The 19,531-nt window shown below is 57.3% G+C and carries 17 protein-coding genes and 3 pseudogenes; 9 read left to right on the top strand and 11 right to left on the bottom strand.

The features are described 5' to 3' along the window. Window positions 1-195: 195 nt before the first annotated feature. Window positions 196-1,320 carry a DUF4238 domain-containing protein gene (locus ACMXYI_RS27870; protein ID WP_415770191.1) on the top strand — a complete coding sequence of 375 codons (1,125 nt, stop codon included), beginning with the start codon at window positions 196-198 and terminating at the stop codon, window positions 1,318-1,320. A gap of 141 nt (window positions 1,321-1,461) precedes the next feature. Here ACMXYI_RS27870 and ACMXYI_RS27865 read toward each other — a convergent pair whose 3' ends face one another. Together ACMXYI_RS27865 and ACMXYI_RS27860 are read right to left on the bottom strand one after the other, a co-directional pair. Beyond that, window positions 1,462-1,641 carry a hypothetical protein gene (locus ACMXYI_RS27865; protein WP_415770190.1) on the bottom strand — a complete coding sequence of 60 codons (180 nt, stop codon included), beginning with the start codon at window positions 1,639-1,641 and terminating at the stop codon, window positions 1,462-1,464. A gap of 105 nt (window positions 1,642-1,746) precedes the next feature. Further along, entirely contained in the window at window positions 1,747-2,016 is a 270-nt protein-coding gene (locus ACMXYI_RS27860; protein WP_046057033.1) for a hypothetical protein, read from the bottom strand. A gap of 479 nt (window positions 2,017-2,495) precedes the next feature. On the opposite strand from ACMXYI_RS27860, the gene ACMXYI_RS27855 reads away from it, so the two are divergent. Next, window positions 2,496-2,714, top strand: a complete 219-nt coding sequence (locus tag ACMXYI_RS27855; protein WP_415770188.1) for a hypothetical protein — start codon at window positions 2,496-2,498, stop codon at window positions 2,712-2,714. Between the two features lie 119 nt (window positions 2,715-2,833). Here the strand turns inward: ACMXYI_RS27855 and ACMXYI_RS27850 are convergent, their stop codons facing one another. From ACMXYI_RS27850 to ACMXYI_RS27825, 6 genes are all read right to left on the bottom strand, one after another. Further along, entirely contained in the window at window positions 2,834-3,619 is a 786-nt protein-coding gene (locus ACMXYI_RS27850; protein WP_415770187.1) for a transporter substrate-binding domain-containing protein, read from the bottom strand. 103 nt (window positions 3,620-3,722) lie between these two features. Beyond that, a complete protein-coding gene (gene copD, locus ACMXYI_RS27845; protein ID WP_415770185.1) occupies window positions 3,723-4,658 on the bottom strand; it encodes a copper homeostasis membrane protein CopD in 936 nt (311 codons plus the stop codon). A 3-nt stretch (window positions 4,659-4,661) separates the two neighbouring features. Next, window positions 4,662-5,033: a copper homeostasis periplasmic binding protein CopC gene (gene copC, locus ACMXYI_RS27840; protein ID WP_415770183.1), complete on the bottom strand. Its 372-nt coding sequence runs from the start codon at window positions 5,031-5,033 to the stop codon at window positions 4,662-4,664. Window positions 5,034-5,088: 55 nt separating this feature from the next. Next, a complete protein-coding gene (locus tag ACMXYI_RS27835) occupies window positions 5,089-6,000 on the bottom strand; it encodes a copper resistance protein B (protein WP_415770181.1) in 912 nt (303 codons plus the stop codon). Between the two features lie 11 nt (window positions 6,001-6,011). Then, window positions 6,012-7,709 carry a copper resistance system multicopper oxidase gene (locus ACMXYI_RS27830; RefSeq protein WP_415770179.1) on the bottom strand — a complete coding sequence of 566 codons (1,698 nt, stop codon included), beginning with the start codon at window positions 7,707-7,709 and terminating at the stop codon, window positions 6,012-6,014. 111 nt (window positions 7,710-7,820) lie between these two features. Next, the gene (locus ACMXYI_RS27825; RefSeq protein ID WP_150655366.1) at window positions 7,821-8,525 is read right to left on the bottom strand and encodes a murein L,D-transpeptidase catalytic domain family protein; all 705 of its coding nucleotides are present in this window, start codon (window positions 8,523-8,525) and stop codon (window positions 7,821-7,823) included. An 81-nt stretch (window positions 8,526-8,606) separates the two neighbouring features. On the opposite strand from ACMXYI_RS27825, the gene ACMXYI_RS27820 reads away from it, so the two are divergent. Together ACMXYI_RS27820 and ACMXYI_RS27815 are read left to right on the top strand one after the other, a co-directional pair. After that, entirely contained in the window at window positions 8,607-10,358 is a 1,752-nt protein-coding gene (locus ACMXYI_RS27820) for a L,D-transpeptidase family protein (RefSeq protein ID WP_415770178.1), read from the top strand. Between the two features lie 201 nt (window positions 10,359-10,559). After that, window positions 10,560-11,351, top strand: coding sequence for a lipopolysaccharide biosynthesis protein (locus ACMXYI_RS27815; protein ID WP_415770176.1), 792 nt, complete (start codon window positions 10,560-10,562; stop codon window positions 11,349-11,351). Between the two features lie 60 nt (window positions 11,352-11,411). Here ACMXYI_RS27815 and ACMXYI_RS27810 read toward each other — a convergent pair. Further along, window positions 11,412-12,032: pseudogene (locus tag ACMXYI_RS27810) on the bottom strand (LysR substrate-binding domain-containing protein); the annotation flags it as partial. Here ACMXYI_RS27810 and ACMXYI_RS27805 point away from each other — a divergent pair. The 3 genes and pseudogenes from ACMXYI_RS27805 to ACMXYI_RS27795 all read left to right on the top strand — a co-directional run. Then, window positions 12,031-12,458 (top strand): annotated as a pseudogene (locus tag ACMXYI_RS27805) (class II aldolase/adducin family protein); the annotation flags it as partial. The pseudogenes ACMXYI_RS27810 and ACMXYI_RS27805 sit on opposite strands and share 2 nt — an antisense overlap. 65 nt (window positions 12,459-12,523) lie before the next feature. Next, window positions 12,524-14,095 carry a sensor domain-containing diguanylate cyclase gene (locus ACMXYI_RS27800; RefSeq protein ID WP_415770175.1) on the top strand — a complete coding sequence of 524 codons (1,572 nt, stop codon included), beginning with the start codon at window positions 12,524-12,526 and terminating at the stop codon, window positions 14,093-14,095. Window positions 14,096-14,238: 143 nt separating this feature from the next. After that, a pseudogene (locus ACMXYI_RS27795) lies at window positions 14,239-15,174 on the top strand (DUF1254 domain-containing protein); the annotation flags it as partial. A gap of 127 nt (window positions 15,175-15,301) precedes the next feature. Here the strand turns inward: ACMXYI_RS27795 and ACMXYI_RS27790 are convergent. Continuing rightward, window positions 15,302-15,640: a hypothetical protein gene (locus ACMXYI_RS27790; protein WP_415770173.1), complete on the bottom strand. Its 339-nt coding sequence runs from the start codon at window positions 15,638-15,640 to the stop codon at window positions 15,302-15,304. 108 nt (window positions 15,641-15,748) lie between these two features. Next, a complete protein-coding gene (locus tag ACMXYI_RS27785; protein ID WP_415770171.1) occupies window positions 15,749-15,988 on the bottom strand; it encodes a hypothetical protein in 240 nt (79 codons plus the stop codon). Between ACMXYI_RS27785 and ACMXYI_RS27780 the strand changes: the two genes are divergently transcribed. Then, window positions 15,987-18,557: a bifunctional diguanylate cyclase/phosphodiesterase gene (locus ACMXYI_RS27780; protein WP_415770169.1), complete on the top strand. Its 2,571-nt coding sequence runs from the start codon at window positions 15,987-15,989 to the stop codon at window positions 18,555-18,557. The two genes, ACMXYI_RS27785 and ACMXYI_RS27780, sit on opposite strands and share 2 nt — an antisense overlap. 99 nt (window positions 18,558-18,656) lie before the next feature. After that, window positions 18,657-19,451 carry an exodeoxyribonuclease III gene (locus ACMXYI_RS27775; RefSeq protein ID WP_415770167.1) on the top strand — a complete coding sequence of 265 codons (795 nt, stop codon included), beginning with the start codon at window positions 18,657-18,659 and terminating at the stop codon, window positions 19,449-19,451. The last annotated feature ends 80 nt before the right edge of the window (window positions 19,452-19,531 follow it).

Below are 19,531 nucleotides of genomic sequence, written 5' to 3'. Positions count from 1 at the left end.
ATGAGAAAAATAGATCCGTCCCCTTTGTTCAGCCCCGCTGCTGACTTTGGCCTTGACTTAATAGGCCAGTACTTTCTTGAAGGTCTCACTCGAGGATGGTCGCCACGAATGTTTATAGAAGAGTTAAAAAAATAAAACTTTAGCCAAAAATTTGAATGCATGCATTTCAATTAATACTTTAGTAGGTGCTGTTTTATGCCAAAACAACAATCGTACCGGCACCACTACGTGCCGCAGTGGTACCAAAGGGGATTCCTTTTAGAAGGGTATACAGTACTCAAAATATTGGATATGCACCCGGAGGTCTTCCGCGATGACAATGGTGTGATTGTTGGGAAAGGAAGACAGATACTGACCAAAGGTCCGGATGCTTGGTTTTTTGAGCGAAATCTGTACACGACTCGAGTGTTGGGGGAACCGAACGATGATATTGAGAGATTGCTGTTCGGAGAAATAGATAGAACAGGGAAGGAAGCAATAAAGGCGTTAGTAGAAAGTGACTTAGAGAAAGTACACTTTACATACACCCAGGTTTTTGAGTTCCTCGACGCGCTCAGGCTGCGTACACCCAAAGGCCTCCGTTTCCTTCGGGCAACACTTCAAGCGAGAAATCAGCAAGAACTCATGGTTCGTATGCAAGAAGTTCGCAGGATGCACTGCGTTATGTGGATGGAGGGCGCGATTGAAATTTTTGAGGCTGTCCAGTCTGCTACAAAGTTTATTTTTTCAGACCACCCTGTGACGTTTTTTAACCCTCACGTTTTCCCAAAAGATCTAGGAATACCTGAAGGCTTGGACGCGCCCCAGCATTGGTTAGGAACTCAAACTCTTTTGCCTCTTGATAGTGACCGCTTGATGGTAATCACTCATCGGGAATGGGGGCGCAAGCAAGGCGAGTTTCGAGCCAGAAAGTCCCGTACCAATCCTCGGCTATTTGATAATCCACTGATTACCTACGACGGGATTCAGAGAGGAAGGCAGCTTTCTGAAAAGCAGGTCCGAGAGGTCAATTACATAGTTAAGATGCGTGCGGAGCGTTACATCGCTAGCTGTACTGAAGGAGACCTATTTCCTGAGCGCCATCTCAGAACAACGCTTTGGAGCAAGCTAGGTAAGTTTCTCCTGCCTCGGAGCTTTGCGACGGCGCTTCAAGTCGGCTTCATGACAGTGAAAATGCAGGATGGGACTTACTATTTTCAGGATGAATTCGGCCGCCGTCCAAACAACAAAGCTGAACTTGATAAAGCTATAAAAGATGCTAAAGAGATGGAAACCATGATGAAGCGGGTTTTGGGTAAACGTTTCTATCACGACGATTGACTGAAAAATAAGCGCTTTTGGCCGATAGCAGCCTATCAGAAGGTTTTATATTGCTCTTCATCAGGTTTGCTGGAGCCTAACTTGATTTCACAGCAGTCTGTGGATAGAAAAGGGGACGGATTTATTTTTCGTAACCGGCATTCAGGCCTGCTTTGTACTAGGAAGCTTGCCAGTGATCAAAAACGTATCAAACACTTTCTGCCCATCACGTACTGCTTCCCGAATATCCAGGAACGTCAATTCTTTACGAATGACTTTTCTGTAGCGTTTATCGGTTTTTTTGGTAGTGGTCATCGGAGATTCCGAAGGGTGCGTATTCATGCTGATAGTCCTCGGGCAAACCGCATGAGCGGTAAACAGGAAGGCTTATGCTGCCAGCCCCCTGAGAGAGCGGAGGGGCGTCCGGGTGGGCGCCCCGTTGTGACGTCAGGACGGTTCAGCATCCATACGTCGCGCAACTACATCCAGCACATCACAGCCATCGCGCAAGGGTATGCAGCAAAGCATTGCGAAGTCGCTGAGTATCACCGAGTCCGTGGTGATGTCGCCGCGCATTGCGAGGTTTTCCAGGATCTGTGTTACCGCACCAATTCGGTAGCGTGCGGTGCTAAGCAGCGAATGCAGCGGTTGGGTGGTGTTTACATACAGCGAGGGAAGGTCATCTGCGTTGCTGGTTAAAGCCATATATTCTTTCATGAGTGGTTACCAATTGTAGGTGGAAGACCTACCACTCAATTGTCGCCAAACAAAAGGGTGGTAGCTGTACGCGGGTTGGCGAACCGGACAATGGTAAAACCGGCAGACCCGAAGGTCTCCCACGCACAGCCACCAAAAAACAGGTAGCCAAGTGCGTTCAGAAACCCTCCGAGAAGAGCTCGGAGGTTTCTTTACCGTTGTCATCGAGTCGCCAAACCCGATACGTCTTATGGACGCGGATCGGACTATAGGCCTCGTGACAAAAGCACAGCAATGCGCAAGTGTACGGACAATTCCCAGAGTCGTGTAGGACGATGCTCTTTTGACAGTTTGTCTGGAGAACTCCCTTTTTTTTGCCTCAAGCAATCACTACCTGAACAAACGCTGTCGCCCAGCAAAGTTTCATAATTCCCGGCAGTCTCGCGGCATAGGATGACTCCCTAAGGTCACCGCGCTTCCAACCCACAGGAAACTGAAAAATGATCTCGAATCTCTTAAAAGTCGCTCTGATCGCCGGCGCATTGCTATTGAGCGCCTGTTCAGGTGCAAGCACCCATAGCGAATATTCGGAAGCCACCCTGCCGTCTGCCGGTTTTGGTCCGGGGCCTACCAACAACCCCAATAAGATGAGTTTCCATGGCAGTGCGCTCGGCAACAGCTTCGGCGAGTACAGTTCGGGGTTGTTGCACGACGATTAACGGCGGAAGTGTTTCCGCCGTTTTGCGTTTTGCCTGATGTGCCGTGTGCTTTGGGTTGGCGACTGCTGCGCAGTCGGACGCAGGCTTCGCCAGCGGCTACAGGGATTGTGTACGTGCGGTTATTTGGTCTCGTGTGTCGCTATCCACTGGCCCAGAACTTTTTGGTAGTTGCCTGTGACTTTGGCCAGGTGCAGCCACTGATCGACGTACAACTTCCAGGTCATGTCATCACGCGGTAGCAAGTAAGCTTTCTCGCCGTATTGCATGAATTGCTTCGGGTTCACCGCGCACAGACCGGGTTTGAGTTTCTGCTGATAGAGCGCTTCCGAAGCATCGGTGATCATCACGTCAGCCTTTTTGTCCAGCAGCTCCTGGAAGATGGTCACGTTGTCGTGAAGCCGTAATTGCGCCTTGGGTAGAAAGGCGTGAACAAAGGCTTCGTTGGTGCCGCCGGCCGGTTCGACCAAACGAACCGAAGGCTGGTTGATTTGCTCGACGGTCTGGTACAGCGCCTGATCTTCGCAGCGCACCAGCGGGATTTTGCCGTCGACGTCCAGCGTGGTGCTGAAGAAGGCTTTTTTCTGGCGCTCCAGCGTGACCGAGATGCCACCGACGCCGATGTCGCATTTGCCCGCCAGCATGTCGGGCATCAGGGTTTTCCAGGTGGTCTGCACCCATTCGACCTTGACGCCCAGGCTGTCGGCCAACGAACGGGCCATGGCGATGTCGATGCCCGAGTACTCGCCGTCTTCGGCTTTGACGGTATAGGGTTTGTAGTCGCCTGTTGTGCACACGCGCAGTTGGCCCTGTTGGATGACGCTGTCCAGATGCGATGGCTCTGCCTGAGCGCCAAACGATAGAGCGAGCAGGCCACCGAGCATCATTGTGCTTTTCAGGTTGTTCATTGTTATCCGGCTTCCATGATGGAGTGGGGGCTGAGAGTACTTACTTTCTGCTGCACCGCTCAACATCATCCTGGGTTTTCGAATCGGTCTCGATTCGCGAGAGCTATTGCCCCGTCATCTCCATTTCCGGACTCAACGTCCCCAACCAAGCCACCAACCCCATAATCAACACCGCCGCTGTCAATTCAACCACCACGCTGCGCCGCAACATATTCGCTGCCACCCGATACTGACCCTCACGCAACGACCGCTGCAAAAACGGCCCCAGGTGAAACCGGTTCAACGCGGCGAGCACCAGCATTCCGGCAAACAGCGCGATTTTGATGGACAGCAAAATCCCGTAGGTACTGAGCAATACATCGTCGAGCGTTGGGCCCACGATGAACAGGTAATTCACGACGCCCGTGACCGTGATGACGGCCACGATCACCGCGCCCACCCATTCAAATCGGCTGACAGCCCGAGCCAGCAATCTGATGCGTTCCTCGGTTTGCAGATCGTTGATCTTTGCCATCAAGGCAAGCGCGACCAGCGCACCGAACCAGGCCCCCGAGGCCAGCAGATGCAAGATGTCAGTGATGAAATGCCAATAACGACGGCTGCCTTCATCCATCGCCCCATGACCGCTCCAGGCCAGGCTGGCCAAGGCGATAGCGCCGGCAAAAGACGCGATCAGCAGGCTGAATCCGGGCGCACGGTGATTGAGCATCACCGCCAGACTGGCGATAACCAGCGCGACGATACGCACGACCCAGGCCAACCCGACATCCGTTTCAAACACCATCATCTCGATATGCGGACGCAGCTCGGCAAAGTCCGACTCACCGCTCATGGCGCTCGCCATCACCACCATGCTGGCGACAGAAAGCAGCACGCCCAGCACCGCCGTTCCCGTCAACATCGACCGAAACGGCAACACCGCGCCCGATATCCGTTCCTGTCCTTTAAGGCTGTAAAGCCCAAACAGCGCCACCCCAAACAGCAGCATCAAATCCACATACAACCCAAAGCGCAGTGCAATGCTGACTGAGTCGCTCATCAATCACTTCACTTTGAACGTGACGTTGCCGGTGATCGGGTGGGTGTCCGAAGACACGGCGCGCCAATCGACTTTGTAGGTGCCGGCAGGCAGTGGCGAGAGCGGCGTGATGACCATGGTTTTCGGATCGCTACCACCAGAGACTTTGGCTTTCATGGGCATGGGGGAGTGCGCCATGCCGGGCATCTCCGTCATGACCAATTTTGCGCCGGAGAACTGGGTCATGAGGTTTTCGGAGAAGTGCAGTTCGATTTTGCCGGGTGCCGTGCCATCCGCACCTTCCGCCGGAGTGGAGGAGAGCAGTTTCGGGTGGGCTTGAGCGAGCGCGCTCATGAGCAGCCCAATGGCAACAGCGGTCGTTTTAATCATGCGCATGCAATGCCTCTTACCGCTTTAAGCGGTTGTTTTTTGGGTTGTTGAGTTAATGCGTTTAGAACCACAGGCGAACACCGAGGACCAGGCGTGCTTCGCTGCGATCCTCACCTTCATCGTTGGCGTAGTCGGCGGTTTTGCCGTAGGTCCGGTTCCAGGTCACGCCGATGTAGGGCGCGATTTCCCGGCGGATTTCATAGCGCAGCCGCAAGCCGGCTTCAGTGTTGGATAATCCGGAACCGATACCCCGTTGCGGATCGTTTTTGCCGTAGAAGTTGAGCTCGGCGGTCGGCTGCAGAATCAGTCGGTTGGTCAGCAGGATGTCGTAGTCGCCTTCCAGTCGTGCGGCGGTTTGGCCGCCTTCGCCGATGAAGGCGGTGGCTTCGGTTTCGAAGTTGTACAGCGCCATGCCTTGCACGCCAAACGCGGCCCAGGTTTGCGGGTCGCCGGGTTTGAAATCCTGGCGAATGCCGGTCACCACGTCCCACCACGGGGAGATAGCGTGGCCCCATAGGGCCTGGACTTCGGCGTCTTCGGTTTTGCCGTTAGTGCGTTCGCCTTCGGAGCGCAGCCACAGGCGATCGATGTCGCCGCCGATCCAGCCGGAGAGATCCCAGGCCAGGGTGCTGCCGTCGTCAGCGTCCTGCCATTCGAGTTTGTCGACGAGCAAGTAATGGTTGAGCGCGGTGTCATGCACCTTGTGGCCGGCCGGACTGGCATACACGGCGGCACGGTCGGCATCGGTCAGCGCCGGGATCGGCGTGCGGCTTTCGGTCGGCGCGGCGGGCTGCATCTGGCCGTCGTCCATGCTTTGCATTTGGCTAGGGTCCATGCTTTGCATTTGGCTAGGGTCCATGCCCTGCATCTGGCTGTGATCCATGCTCTGCATGTCGTCGGTGGCGGCCATCGCCGAAGAGAGTGTGAGGCTCGCGGTCACGAGTGCCAATGAGATTGGAGTGAGTCTGGTCATGGGTTGGCGCCTCATTCTTCCACCCGAACTTCACGGAACATGCCCATTTCCATGTGGTACAGGAGATGGCAGTGATAGGCCCAGCGGCCGAGCGCATCGGCGGTGACCCGATAGCTGCGGCGGGAACCGGGCGGCATGTCGATGGTGTGTTTGCGCACCATGAACTCGCCGTTCTCGTCTTCGAGGTCGCTCCACATGCCGTGCAGATGGATCGGGTGAGTCATCATCGTGTCGTTGAGCAGCACCACCCGAACCCGCTCGCCATATTTGAGGCGCACAGGTTCGGCGTCGGAGAACTTCACGCCGTTGAATGACCAGGCGAATTTTTCCATGTGGCCAGTGAGGTGCAGTTCAATGGTGCGGCTCGGCTCGCGGCCGTCCGGGTCTTCAAAGGTGCTGCGCAGGTCGGAATAGGTCAGGACGCGGCGGCCGTTGTTGCGCAGGCCCAGGCCGGGATCGTCGAGTTTGGGGGTGGTGGTCATGGCTTGCATGTCCACCAGCGGGTTGTCTTTTTCCGTCTCGGGATGGGACTGCATGCCGGGCATGGCCATGGCGCTGTGATCCATGCCCGCCATGCTGCCGTGATCCATTCCGCCCATGCCCATGTCATCCATGGTCACCAGCGGTCGAGGGTCCAGCGGCGGTACTGGCGCGGATAAACCAGCCTTCGCTGCAAGCGTGCCGCATGCGAAGCCAGTCCGATCCATCGACTGGGCGAACAAGGTGTAAGCCGCTTCGGTCGGCTCGACAATCACATCGTAGGTCTCCGCCACCGCAATGCGAAACTCATCGACGTTCACCGGTTTGACGTGCAGCCCATCCGCCGCGACCACCGTCATTTTCAGCCCGGGAATGCGCACGTCGAAGTACGTCATGCCGGAGCCATTGATGAAGCGCAGGCGCAACTTCTCGCCCGGCCGGAACACACCCGTCCAGTTCGCGTTCGGCGCCTGGCCGTTCATCAAGTAGGTGTAAGTCGCGCCGCTGACGTCGGCCAGGTCGGTGGGGTTCATCTTCATTTCGGCCCACATCTTTCGATCGGCGACCGTGGAACCCCAACCTTTCTCACTGACGTCGTGGATGAAATCACCCACGGTGGGCTTGTTGTAGTTGTAGTAATCGGACTGTTTTTTCAGCGTCTTCATCAGGCTGACCGGATCTTCATCGGTCCAGTCGGTCAGCATCACCACGTAATCGCGGTCGTACTGGAATGGCTCCGGCTCCTTGGCGTCAATCACCAACGGCCCGTAAACGCCGGACTGCTCCTGAAAACCCGAATGGCTGTGGTACCAGTAAGTGCCGTTCTGCCGGACCTTGAACTGGTAGACGTACATGCCATCCGGCTCGATGCCGTGAAAGCTCAGCCCCGGCACGCCGTCCATGTTGGCCGGCAACAAAATGCCGTGCCAGTGAATGGAGGTGTCGGCGTTGAGTTTGTTCTTCACCCGCAATGTAACCGTGTCGCCTTCTCGCCAGCGCAGCAGGGGACCGGGAATACCGCCGTTGATGGTCATCGCGGTGCGCGAGGTGCCGGTGATGTTGATCGGGGTTTCGCCGATGAGCAGGTCGAAATCGGTGCCCGCCAGCACCTGAGGCTCGCCAGGACTGGTGACCGCCCAGACAGGCGTGCGCCATAACCCGAGGCCGCCGAGGAGCCCGCCCGCGGCGAGCCCCTTCACGAAGGTGCGTCTTGATGTGTTGGAATGCATGCCGTGTTCCCGGTCCGTCAGCGTGGAGAGAGCTTGACGACGAGGCTAACGGGCGGTGCCTTTCAGCAGGCTGAGGCGGGGATTACAGTTTTGTCAGGTTCATGCCCGTATTTATTGGCGTGTCCCGGGCGTTGACGCTGCGGCCACAGTGCCGCCACCGCAATTGATATACGAAGACGACTTCAACCAGCGTTGATCCGGATAATAAGAAAACAGCAACTGCCCATCTTTCATCGAATCAATCAACTTATGCGCAATCGCCGGCCGCACAGCCGGGCAACCCAGGCTTCTGCCGATCCGGCCATTCGCTCGGGCAAGCACCGGACTGACATAGGGCGCTCCGTGAATAACGATCGCCCGCTCAAATGCGTTGTCGTTGAAACCAGGCTCCAGACCTTCCATGCGCAAGGAATAACCGTTCTGGCCGACATAGCTTGACTGGGTGCGGTACAAACCGAGGCTGGTGGCAAAGCTTTCATTCTGGTTGGAGAACTTGACCGCCATGTTCTCGCCGCTGTTGCGACCGTGGGCGACCAGTTCGTGGAACAGTAATTTACGTTTCTTCAGATCGAACACCCACAACCGTTGTTCGGTCGAAGGCAGTGAGTAGTCGATGACAGCAAGTCTTTGGACAGGTGCTTTACCTTGGGCCAAGCTGCATTGGGTAGCACGTACGGCCAGCCCGATGACTTTGGCGTTGGCGCCTGGTGCTGCTTTGAGCAGCGCGGCTTCAAGCGAATCGGCGTAGGCTGCCGGTACCGAAACTGACGTCAGCAGCAAGGCCGTGAATAGGAAACCAAAGCGGTCTAGCGCCATATGTAAGTCTCACATTAATGTTTCGAGTCTAGCAGTGTGCAGGATGCTAGCCGTTGAATACGGGGCGATTAAGGATTATCCATGGGGCAGTTAACAAGGTTATTCGTCATAAGCCGCATCTTTTTTATGGGCTTTCTGATCAGCGGCGCAGCGATTGCAGAAACTTCGCCGATTGAGGCGGTATCTGCCGTCATCAGCAGAACTGGCGCAGCACCTGACGATTACGTCGCTCAAACGATTCAGGCGGCACTTGAGCCATTGAGTTCATCGTTTCCACCCTTGCTCACTTCCCGTGGCCATCGACGGGTGGACCCGAGTCGCGTGGTCATGGATTTTTACATGCACCGGAGTTATCGCTCGGCCTGGGCGAACGACAGCGATGTCATCCAGTTATTGAAAAGCCTGAGCGAGACCCAGGCCGACGGGTTGGATCCTGCGGACTTTCATATTGATGAGCTGGCGAAGGCCAGAGCATCGATGCAGGCAGCAGAGCCGACAGTGGCGCAACGGGCGGCGTTCGATATTGCGGCCACCCGGACCTTTATCACGGCGCTGCTGCAATTGCGGCGTGGCAAGGTTGACCCTTCGCGTCTGGACATCCATTGGAACTTCGACCCCGTCGGCGCCGATCCTCGTGGAGACATGAATAACTTGTTCGCCGCGCTCGATGCTCATGACGTGGCGCGCGCTTTTGCCGAAGCGCCACCACAAGAGGCGGTTTACCGCAGCCTGCGCGTGGGCCTGGCGCAACTGCGCAAGGTTCGGGACGCGGGTGGCTGGCCGAAGATTGCCGAAGGTCAATCGCTCAAGCCAGGCATGGATGGCGCCTCTGTCGCGCAGTTGCGAGCACGATTGGTGGCGGGTGGTTATCTGGCCCCATCAAAAAAGCAACGCACTGATTACGACGACAGCGTCGCCGCGGCGGTGAAGAAGTATCAGACTGAGCAATACCTGGGGGCGGATGGCGTGGCGGGGGCCGCGACACTGGCTGCGTTGAATGTGCCCGTAGAGGCGCGGATAGACCAGGTTCGGGTGAACATGGAGCGTGCGCGTTGGTTGCTGTTCAAACTTCAGGGCACTTTTGTCATCGTTGATATTGCGGGTTACAAAGTGGCGCTCTATCGCGACGGTAAGGCGATATGGCGTTCCCGGGTTCAGGTCGGTAAGCCGTTCCGCAGTACGCCGATGTTTCAATCCGAGATTACTTATGTAACGTTCAACCCCACCTGGACCGTGCCACCGACGATCCTCGTCAAAGATATGCTGCCGAAGATTCAACGAGATCCTGGCTACCTTGCCGCCAACCGTATAAGAGCCCTTGATCGAGAGGGGAATGTGCTCGATCCGTCGACCGTCGACTGGGATAACGCGCGCGGTATCACGCTGCGACAGGATGCCGGGCCGGATAATTCGCTGGGGCAGGTGGTCATTCGCTTTCCCAATGACTATTCGATTTACCTCCACGACACGCCGCATCGCGAGTTGTTTGCCCAATCGCGCCGTGCCACCAGTTCAGGCTGCATACGGGTGGAGAACCCGCTGCAGTTAGTAGAGCTACTGTTCAACGACCCGGTTCGTTGGAACAGCGCCGGAATACAGGCCCAACTGGCTAACGGCAAGACCGAAAATATCAGGCTGCCCGTCAAGGTGCCGGTGCTGTTGGCTTACTGGACCGTGGACCTGAGTAACGATGGTCGAGTGATGTTTAAACCCGATGTTTACGGGTACGATTCCGCAGTACTTCGGGGGTTGAATCTGCCTTCGGAACTGCCCGTTCTGGATGTGCGACGAGCAGGAACTTCCGCTGTCGCGACGGGGCAATACCGGCAATAGCCGTGAAGGAAGCGGGACTTGCTATCCGTATGTAACGGGCAGGTCATCGATGCGCCAACGATGCAAGCGCTCTGCGTCAAGCTTTGCGCTCCGTCGCAGATTCCGGGGTTGGCGAAGCCAAAAGGTTGGCTCACCCGTTGAAAACTATCACAATGTAAAAAATCGTTACCGATCATCGATGTGAAGGATAGGAAATTGAAGATGGATGTTGCGCAAAAAAAACCGTCATTCAACACAGGTATGCTTGATGTGCATGACCTCGATGAGTGCCGCAACATCCAAAAAGGTGCCGTGTTTATCATTGCCTCGGGGGCGTCCGCTAAAGATTTTCCATTGGAAAAGTTTGCAGACGTTCCGATGATCACGATGAACGGCGCCATTTCCATGTTCTCCGGGACGGGCATCAAGCCGTTCTTTTATGCCTGTACGGATCAAGGCTTTTCCCGACAGCAACCCGAACTGTTTTCAGAGGCCATGCGCATCAGTCAGCGGGTTGCACTGTGGCAAGAGCACATCTGGCATACGACGGTAGCGCCTGAGGGCGAACTGTATTTACTCGGCCGGGCACCCAAACTCTCCTGGACGGACCTGGTTTTCAGGGCCGATAAAGAACTCATCAGAAGTCGCAAACTCGGAACTGGCCGTAATAGAACCCTTGGTTTCAGCAAGAACCTTAAACGCGGTTATTTTGATGCCCGTACGGTAGCCTATCTGGCGTTACAGATTGCCTATCACGTGGGGTTTACCAAGGTGTTTCTGGTCGGCGTCGACTTGAACCAGTCTGTAAGCCGTTTTTACGAAGGGACCGACACGGTCGCGTCACCATGCCTGCTTGATCAGCATTTTCATACGAGAATCCTGCCGTCGTTCGAGATCATGTCGAAGTACGTTGTGGATGATGATTTTCAGGTCTACAACCTGTCCAGTTCCTCAAGGATTCCGGGTGAGCTCATTCCCCGAGTGACGCTGGATGAGATCGACAAGATGATCTAAAAGTTGTTCGTGCTTTATTGAAATGGGCGCCCGCGAGGCGCCCATTTTTTTGTCTGGTGATTATGCTTGGCCCAGCTCATCCCGCAAAAACTCCACCAACGCTCGTTGCAACCCCGTCAGCGTTCCCTCGCGGCTGATCAACGCCAACTCCGTCGGCGGCAATTCGGGCAGGTCGGTGCACACACTGTGCTCAGGCAATACCGCCGAAGCGGGCAACACCGACACGCCCAGGCCTGAAGCCACCGCGGCCTGAATGCCTGTCAGGCTATGACTGCCGAACGCAACCCGCCAGGGACGCTGGGCCACATCCAGCAGGCGGATGGCCCGTTGACGGTAAATGCAGCCCTGCGGGAACAGCGCCAATGGCAATACCCCGTTGGCTGAATCCACGCCTGCACCTTTGACCCACACCAACACTTCCGGCCAGGCTGCCCAACACGGCCCGCTGTCCGGTTCGCGCTTGACCAGCGCAATGTCGAGGGCGTCCGCGCTCAGTTTCTGCTTGAGATCGATGCTCATGCCGCTGACGGTTTCCAGGCGCGCTTCAGGTCTGGCCCGGTTGAAGCCGGCGAGAATGACTGCCAGGCGTCGAGCGTCGAAATCCTCCGGTTCACCAATGCGCAAAATCTCCAGATCGAGGTCGCTGGCCAACGCTTCAACGGCTTCAGAGGACAGCGCCACTCACGCCACGGCGTTGTGCCTGCTGCAAGGCCCGCCGCTGTTGTGGCAGGGGCAAACGGCCTTGAAATTCTACGGCCGTACGGCGGTGGACGAGGACTACAACGGTCTGGCGCTCGACGAGTCTGAAGGCGACCGGATTGCCAGCGTCATGGGCGATGCCGACATTCTGTTTCTGAAGAACCAGGGGTGATCGTCGCCGGGCCAACCATCGCCGAAGCCTGGGACGATCTGTATTACCTGGAGCGTGCCGCCCAGGTGCAGTTGATGGCGATGGCGACCCAGCGCGAACTCAAACCGGTGCCCCATGAGATTGCCCAGCGGGCATACGAACAAATGCGCCTGGGGGATGCAGAAAGTGCTCGGGCGCATTTGCACAGCGCGATGCGGCGACTGGCCAAAGGACATTTGCCCCATACCCCCCCGTAGACTAAGCTCACAAAAAATAAGGGTTTTGGGGTGTTACCCATGCCTTACCCTTACAGGACGCGCTTTTGCCTATCCCTCTTCACGATCCGCACAACGCCACCGGCGTCACGTTGAAACGGTTACCTCTGCGCAAAGCAGCGGTGCTGTTTATCGCGGTCGTGTGCCTGAGCCTGTGCGGTTTGCTGTACCTGCAACTGGAGCAATCGCGCCGGCATGACCTGGCATTGGCGCAAGTGGCGTCTACAAACCTGACGCGGGCCATGGCGCAACAAGCCGAAGACACCTTCATGCAAGCCGATCTGGTGCTGACCAGTCTGGCCGACTGGATTCAGGCTGACGGTTTCGGCGCGCCCCAAAAGGCACGCTTGCAGAAAACGTTCGCCCGGCGGGTGCAGGCGCTGAATCAATTGCACGGGATATTTCTGTTCGATCAAAAGGGTCAGTGGGTCGTTACCTCTTTCGACGATCTGCCGCGCGGCCCGGGTGTGGCGGATCGCGAGTACTTCAAGTATCACCAGCAGAATGCCTCATCCCTGGCGCACATCGGGCCGGCGATTCGCAGTCGAAAAAATGGCGAGTGGATCATTCCGATATCCAAACGGGTGAACGACAAGAATGGCAATTTCCAGGGCGTCTTGTTGGCCGGTATCAAGATGGCGTACTTCGATCAGTTCTTCAAAAGCTTCAGCATTGATGACAACGGTTCGATGTTTTTGGGCTTGACCGACGGAACGTTGCTGGCGCGACGGCCGTTTGTGGAGTCTCTGATTGGCACGTCTCTGGCCAAGAGCGAGATCTTCGAGAAATTGCTGCCCAACGCGCCCTCTGGTAACGCGATGTTCAGCTCGCTGGTCGATGGTGTTGTGCGGTTGTATGGCTACCGTCAGCTCGACACTTATCCGCTGGTCGTGTCTGCCGCCTCGTCCAAGGAATCGATTCTCAAGGATTGGTACGACACGGCGTTTCGTTCCTCGGTCATCGTTGCCCTGGTGGTGCTGGGCGTGGGGCTGTTCGGTTGGATGTTCCTTTATCAGGTGCGTGTCGGTGAACAGGTCGAGGCGGATTTGCGCAAGGCAAAGGAAGCGCTGAAACTGATCGCGACCCACGACAGCCTGACCGGCCTGGCCAATCGCCGGCTGTTCGAGGGGGCGCTGGACATCGAGTTCGGCCGAGGCGCCCGGCAGTCGAGTTCGCTGAGCCTGATCATGCTCGATATCGATTACTTCAAACGCTACAACGACGCTTACGGCCATGTGGCGGGGGACCATTGCCTGGCTGAAGTGGCGCGGGCGGTGAAGGGTTGCTGCCATCGAAAAGCCGATTTGGCAGTGCGCTACGGCGGTGAGGAATTTGCGGTATTGCTGCCCGACACCGACATTCACGGCGCGATGGTGATTGCCGAGCAGATACGCCGCAGTGTCATGGACAAGAACATCATCCACAGCGGTTCGCCCTCGGGCTTCGTGACGGTCAGTCTGGGTTGTTATTCGTTTGTGCCGACGGGTCGAGACAGCATGGAAGTGTTCATCGAACGTGCGGACGCGGCGCTGTATCAAGCCAAGCATTCGGGGCGAAACCGCTCGGCGGTGCTGTCGATGGAGGGCGGTGTCGAGGCACTGCTGCGTTCGGATCGTTGAGGTGTCCCTCGATGTTGTTTCACCCGCGCAACACCCCGGCCAGCCGGCTGTCTGCCTGTCAGATCCTCTTCAATTGATCGTCTAGAGTTGCGGTAACGCTGCCGATCCTGGCAGGCCTCCCCACCGCACGGATGATCGTCAAAATGTTGATTACTCAAGCATTGACAGCCGTTGCTCTAACCGTTGCAGCCTGCGTCATCTTTCCGCTCGCGAGCCATGCTCAATCGAAAGTCACAGCCGAAGAAGCACACGCCATCGGCGTGGATGCCTACCTTCATTTGTATCCGCTGTTGACCATGGACATCACCCGCAAACAATTCACCAACATCGAATCGGGCAAGGAATTCGGTAAAGGCCCGATGAATATGTTTGTCAGCGTTCCGCAGTATCCACCTGCAGATTTCAAAGGGGTGGTGCGCTCGAACGTCGACACCTTGTATTCCATTGCCTGGCTGGATTTGACCCAAGAACCGCTGGTGATCGCGGCACCCGATACGGCCGGGCGTTTTTACTTGCTGCCGATGCTCGACATGTGGACCGATGTATTCGCCTCACCGGGCTGGCGCACCACGGGCACCCAGGCGGGGCAGTTTCTGGTGACACCGCCGGGCTGGACCGGGACGGTGCCTGCCGGACTGAACCATCTGCCGGCGCCTACGCCCTTTGTCTGGGTCATTGGCCGCACCAAGACCGACGGCGCTGCGGACTACGCGGCCGTGCACAAAATTCAGGCTGGCTACACCGTGACACCGTTGTCCCGGCTGGGTAAAAGCCCCGAGCCGGTCAACGTGAACATTGACCCGGTCGTGGACATGAAGACCCCGCCCAAGATCCAGGTGGACTCAATGTCGGCGGCCGACTACTTCGCCTACGCCGCCGAATTGCTCAAAGTGCACCCTGCGCACATCAGTGATCAACCGATCCTGGCGCAGATGAAGCGTATCGGTATCGAACCCGGAAAATCGTTCAACATGGATACGCTGGACCCTGAAATCAAAGCAGCGCTGCAGACCGTGCCCGAGGACGCGCAGGCACTGAAGACGTGGAAGGTTCCAACGCTCACTCGCGTGGTCAACGGGCGAAGGGTAGGCTCAATCTGACCATGCGTTTGTATGGGCCCAAGCCCGCGGTTTTGAACGGCAAGTGGAACCCGCCACCCGTCAAGCCAGCCTAGCCCCGCGTTTCAGGCCCAAAAGCAGCCGTCGATCATCGGCTGCTTTTACGCGTCCAGCTGCCCGTCCCGCCGCCGGCACCGCCTGTTCCACCGCCCGCCGCGCCCGTGCCACCCCCCGCGCCAGAGCCACTGTTCCCGGCATTGCCACCATTTCCGCCACCCGGCGATCCCGATCCGCTGTTGCCGCCGTTAGCGTTATGGTCGCTCGAGGGGTGGCCAGGGTTATTGTTGGGCGCCATTGTCGAGCCGCCGATTGAACCCGATCGGGCACCGGTCGCATCAGCGCCATCGCCTGAGGCTGCAAAAATGCCGACGGACATGGCGGACAGCACTCCAGCCAGTAACCGCGAAGTCATTTTGATGGTCATCATGGTGCGTCTCCAAGATGAGTCGTTACCTGATGTCGGTGTGAAGGGCAGGGCGCTTGCGTTCGTCCGGCATGATCCGTTCGTGGAGCACGATGCCTTCCAGTGTGTCCATCAACAGGCATTCTCGGCATCAAAAGGTACGCGGGCGATTCGTGCAATTACAGGGCAGCGGCCGTCGATTGGCAATGGTTGTATTAACGGTTCTTCAATTGCTGCAATGCCTTGCGTTATCCAGGCGCCAGGGCCCAGCATGGCTGCTATGGTCAATGAACGTTCGGCGAGTGCCCTGTTAAAAAAGCATTGCGAGCGTCGCATCCCGATCAGGCAATCGATTGACAGGATCAAGTGCATGGATATGACCGCCGTTACCACCGTCACCGCTCCTCGTCATACGCCGATAACCCGTAACCTGGTGTTGGTCGTCGGCCTGCTGTTTGTTCTGGGTGTGCTGATCGCCCTGTTGGCCTTGTTCAACATTGCCGGGCGGCTGGACGCCCAGGACCTGGCCAAGACCACGTTCTACACCCAGCGTGCGCTGGAAAACCGCATCACCGCCTCGAAAAACTACATCGCCAGTTATGCAAACTGGACGACTGCCTACGACCACTTGAACGGCCAGGTCGATGTGCAGTGGGCTTACGTCGAGCAGAACATGGGCAAAACCTTGTTCAGCATCGATCACTACGATGGCGTCTTCGTGGTCGATCATCAGCAAACCAAATACGCAATGGTGCGCGGGCTTCAGGTGCAGGAGGCGGCGACCACCTACCTTTCGGCATCGATGGCGACGCTGATACAGACAGTCCAGCGTCAGGAAAGCCTCATTGATCCGATCAGCCAGTTCACGTTGTTCGAGGGCAAACCGGCATTGTTGACGGCTGCCGCGATCGTCCCCAATGACGAAAGGCCGGCGGTCGATCCCCAAAGCACTTCGGTGCTGGTGTTCGTCGATCAATTAAGCCCTGACAAACTCAGTGCCTTGAGCGCCGATTACGGTTTGCATGATTTGAACCTGGCGCCTGATAACACCATCTCGCCCGGCAGGCCAGCCGTGGCACTGGCGGACACCGGCTACAACCTGGTTTCCCGACTTGAGCAACCGGGTCACCAGTTACTCTGGTCGCTGCTGCCGCCATTGGGCGGCGCGCTGTTGGTGCTGGCGTTGTTAACGACTTATTTCTTCCGGTATGTCTTGCGCACGTCCGGGCACGTGGATGCCAGCTACACCAGCCTCGATTTATCGAACCAGGCGCTGGAGGCCAGTGAAGAACGTTTTCGCGCCGTGGCTGAGGCCGCTTCCGACTGGATCTGGGAGATCGACGACAAGCATTGCATCTCTTATCTGTCAGGACGTTTTGCCACCGTCACCGGTTTTTCCGATCAGCAATGGATAGGGCAGGACATCGGGCAACTGCTCAATTGCGATACGATGTCCTTGTCGCAGTGGCTGCATAAGCTCAATGAAGAACAGCCCGTCAGCCATTTGCGCTGCTCCTATCGCGATCAGTCGGGGCAACAGCGTATTTGCCGGGTTTCGGCACGACCGATCCAACGCAAGGGCGCGGTGCTGGGCTATCGCGGAACGGCCAGCGACATCACCGATGAAGTCGCCGCCCATGCCCAGATCCAGCATCTGTCGTTGCACGATGCCCTGACGGGGCTGCCGAATCGCAACAAACTGGCGCGTTTCCTCGACGAGGCCCTGGCGCAGAAAGGGCATTCGGCGGCGCTGGCGCTGTTGATGATCGATCTGGATAACTTCAAGCCGATCAACGATTCCCTTGGTCACCCGGCTGGTGACGCCGTGCTGCTGGAAGTGGCCACCCGATTGCGCGAGTGCACGCGGGACATCGATCTGGTCGCCCGGCTCGGTGGTGATGAGTTTGTGCTGGTGCTCAACGGCATGGACAGCCACGCTGAAATCGACCGGTTCTGCGAACGCTTGCTCGAGAACCTGCAGCAGCCGATTCATTACGAGCATCACACGCTGCACATCGGCGCGAGCATCGGTGTCGCCTTGAGTCGGCGTCAGGGTCACATTCCCAACGAGCTGATCCGGTGTGCCGACATTGCGCTGTATCAGGCTAAATCCAACGGCAAGAAGACCTGGTGCTACTTTGCGCCGCACATGAACGATCAGATCCAGCACCGCCGACAATTGGAAAACGACCTGCGCCGGGCGATCAAGAACAACGAGTTCGTGATGCATTACCAGCCGCGCTACAACATGGGCGGCAAGCAGGTCGTCTCGGTGGAAGCGTTGCTGCGCTGGCAGCATCCGGAACAGGGGCTGCTGAGCCCCGACGAGTTTATCCCTTTGGCCGAGCAGACTGACCTGATCGTGCCTTTGGGGCGCTGGGTGTTGCGTGAAGCCTGTGAAACGGCCCTGACCTGGCCCGGTGCATTGATGGTGTCGGTCAATTTGTCGCCTGTTCAATTTGCCCGCAGCGATGTGGTGGAGGACGTCAGGGAGGCATTGATCCAGACCCGTTTGCCGGCCAGTCGTCTGGAGCTGGAAATCACCGAAAACGTGATGCTCATCGATGTGGAGGGCGCGTTGGCGACCATGAATGCGCTCAAGGAACTGGGCGTGCGGTTGAACATGGACGACTTCGGTACCGGCTATTCGTCCCTGGGTTACTTGCGCACGTACCCGTTCGACGGAATCAAGATCGACAAGCGTTTCATCTCGTCCATGAGCGGCGGCGGCAATGACCGCGCCGTGGTGCAGGCGATCATCAACCTGGGCAAAGCCATGGGCCTGACCGTGACGGCAGAGGGCGTCGAGACCCTGGAGCAACTGGACTTCCTGGTCTCGGACCAGTGCAATGAAGTGCAGGGTTTCTACTTGAGTCGCCCCATGGAAAAGCAGGCATTGCTACCGTTGCTCAAGGCGTCGTATGACGAGTTTCCAGTGTAGGGGCGTGCCTTTAGTCGCCTGACTCGCTCGTAGAGGCAACTGCCGGGACGCACCCCCGGTCACAACTGGACATCGACCCTGCGTTGCGAGCGTTGGAGCATGAAGAACCTGAAAATCGCGACATTCAACGTCAACGGCATGCGCGCCCGACTGCCGAACTTGCTGGCCTGGCTTGAGCGAGAGCAGCCAGACATCGCGTGTTTACAAGAGCTCAAGTCGGTTGACAGTGCATTTCCCGCTGCCGAGCTAGAGGCGGCTGGCTACGGCGCGATCTGGCAAGGTCAGTCTTCGTGGAACGGCGTAGCGATTCTGGCGCGGGATGCTCAGCCGCTGGAGAGTCGTCGAGGCCTGCCGGGTGATGACAGCGACACCCATAGCCGGTATCTGGAGGCCGCCGTGCACGGGATTCTGGTGGGCTGCCTGTACCTGCCCAACGGCAACCCGCAGCCGGGGCCGAAGTTCGAGTACAAGCTGGCGTGGTTCGAACGGCTGATCCACTACGCGCAGACGCTTCAGGCCAGTGAGCATCCCGTGGTGCTGGCCGGTGACTACAACGTGGTGCCCACCGATCTGGACATCTACAACCCGCGATCCTGGTTGAAGGATGCGTTGCTGCAACCTGAAAGCCGCGAGTGTTATCAGCGCCTGCTGACCCAGGGCTGGACCGACTCCTTGCGCCATCTGTATCCAGAGGATCGGCTCTATACCTTCTGGGATTACTTTCGCCAGCACTGGCAGAAAAACTCAGGGCTGCGCATCGATCATCTGTTGCTTAACCCGGCGCTGAGTCCTTATCTGCAGGAGGCCGGAGTCGATGCCTGGGTTCGCAACGAGCCCCACGCGAGTGATCATGCACCGACGTGGATTCGCTTGAGTTCGCGCAAGCGGCGTTGATCTTCAGGTGTGCGGCGATTGGCTAAATCAATTGTCAGTCGAACCGCTTTTTCCCTTATACATGGCGCCCATCGGCGGAG

The sequence above is a fragment of the Pseudomonas lyxosi genome, assembly GCF_047758685.1.
GTDB classification, from domain to species: Bacteria; Pseudomonadota; Gammaproteobacteria; order Pseudomonadales; family Pseudomonadaceae; genus Aquipseudomonas; species Aquipseudomonas lyxosi.
The sequence above is the reverse complement of the archived record's forward strand: the minus strand, read 5'-3'. Positions and strand labels throughout refer to the sequence as shown.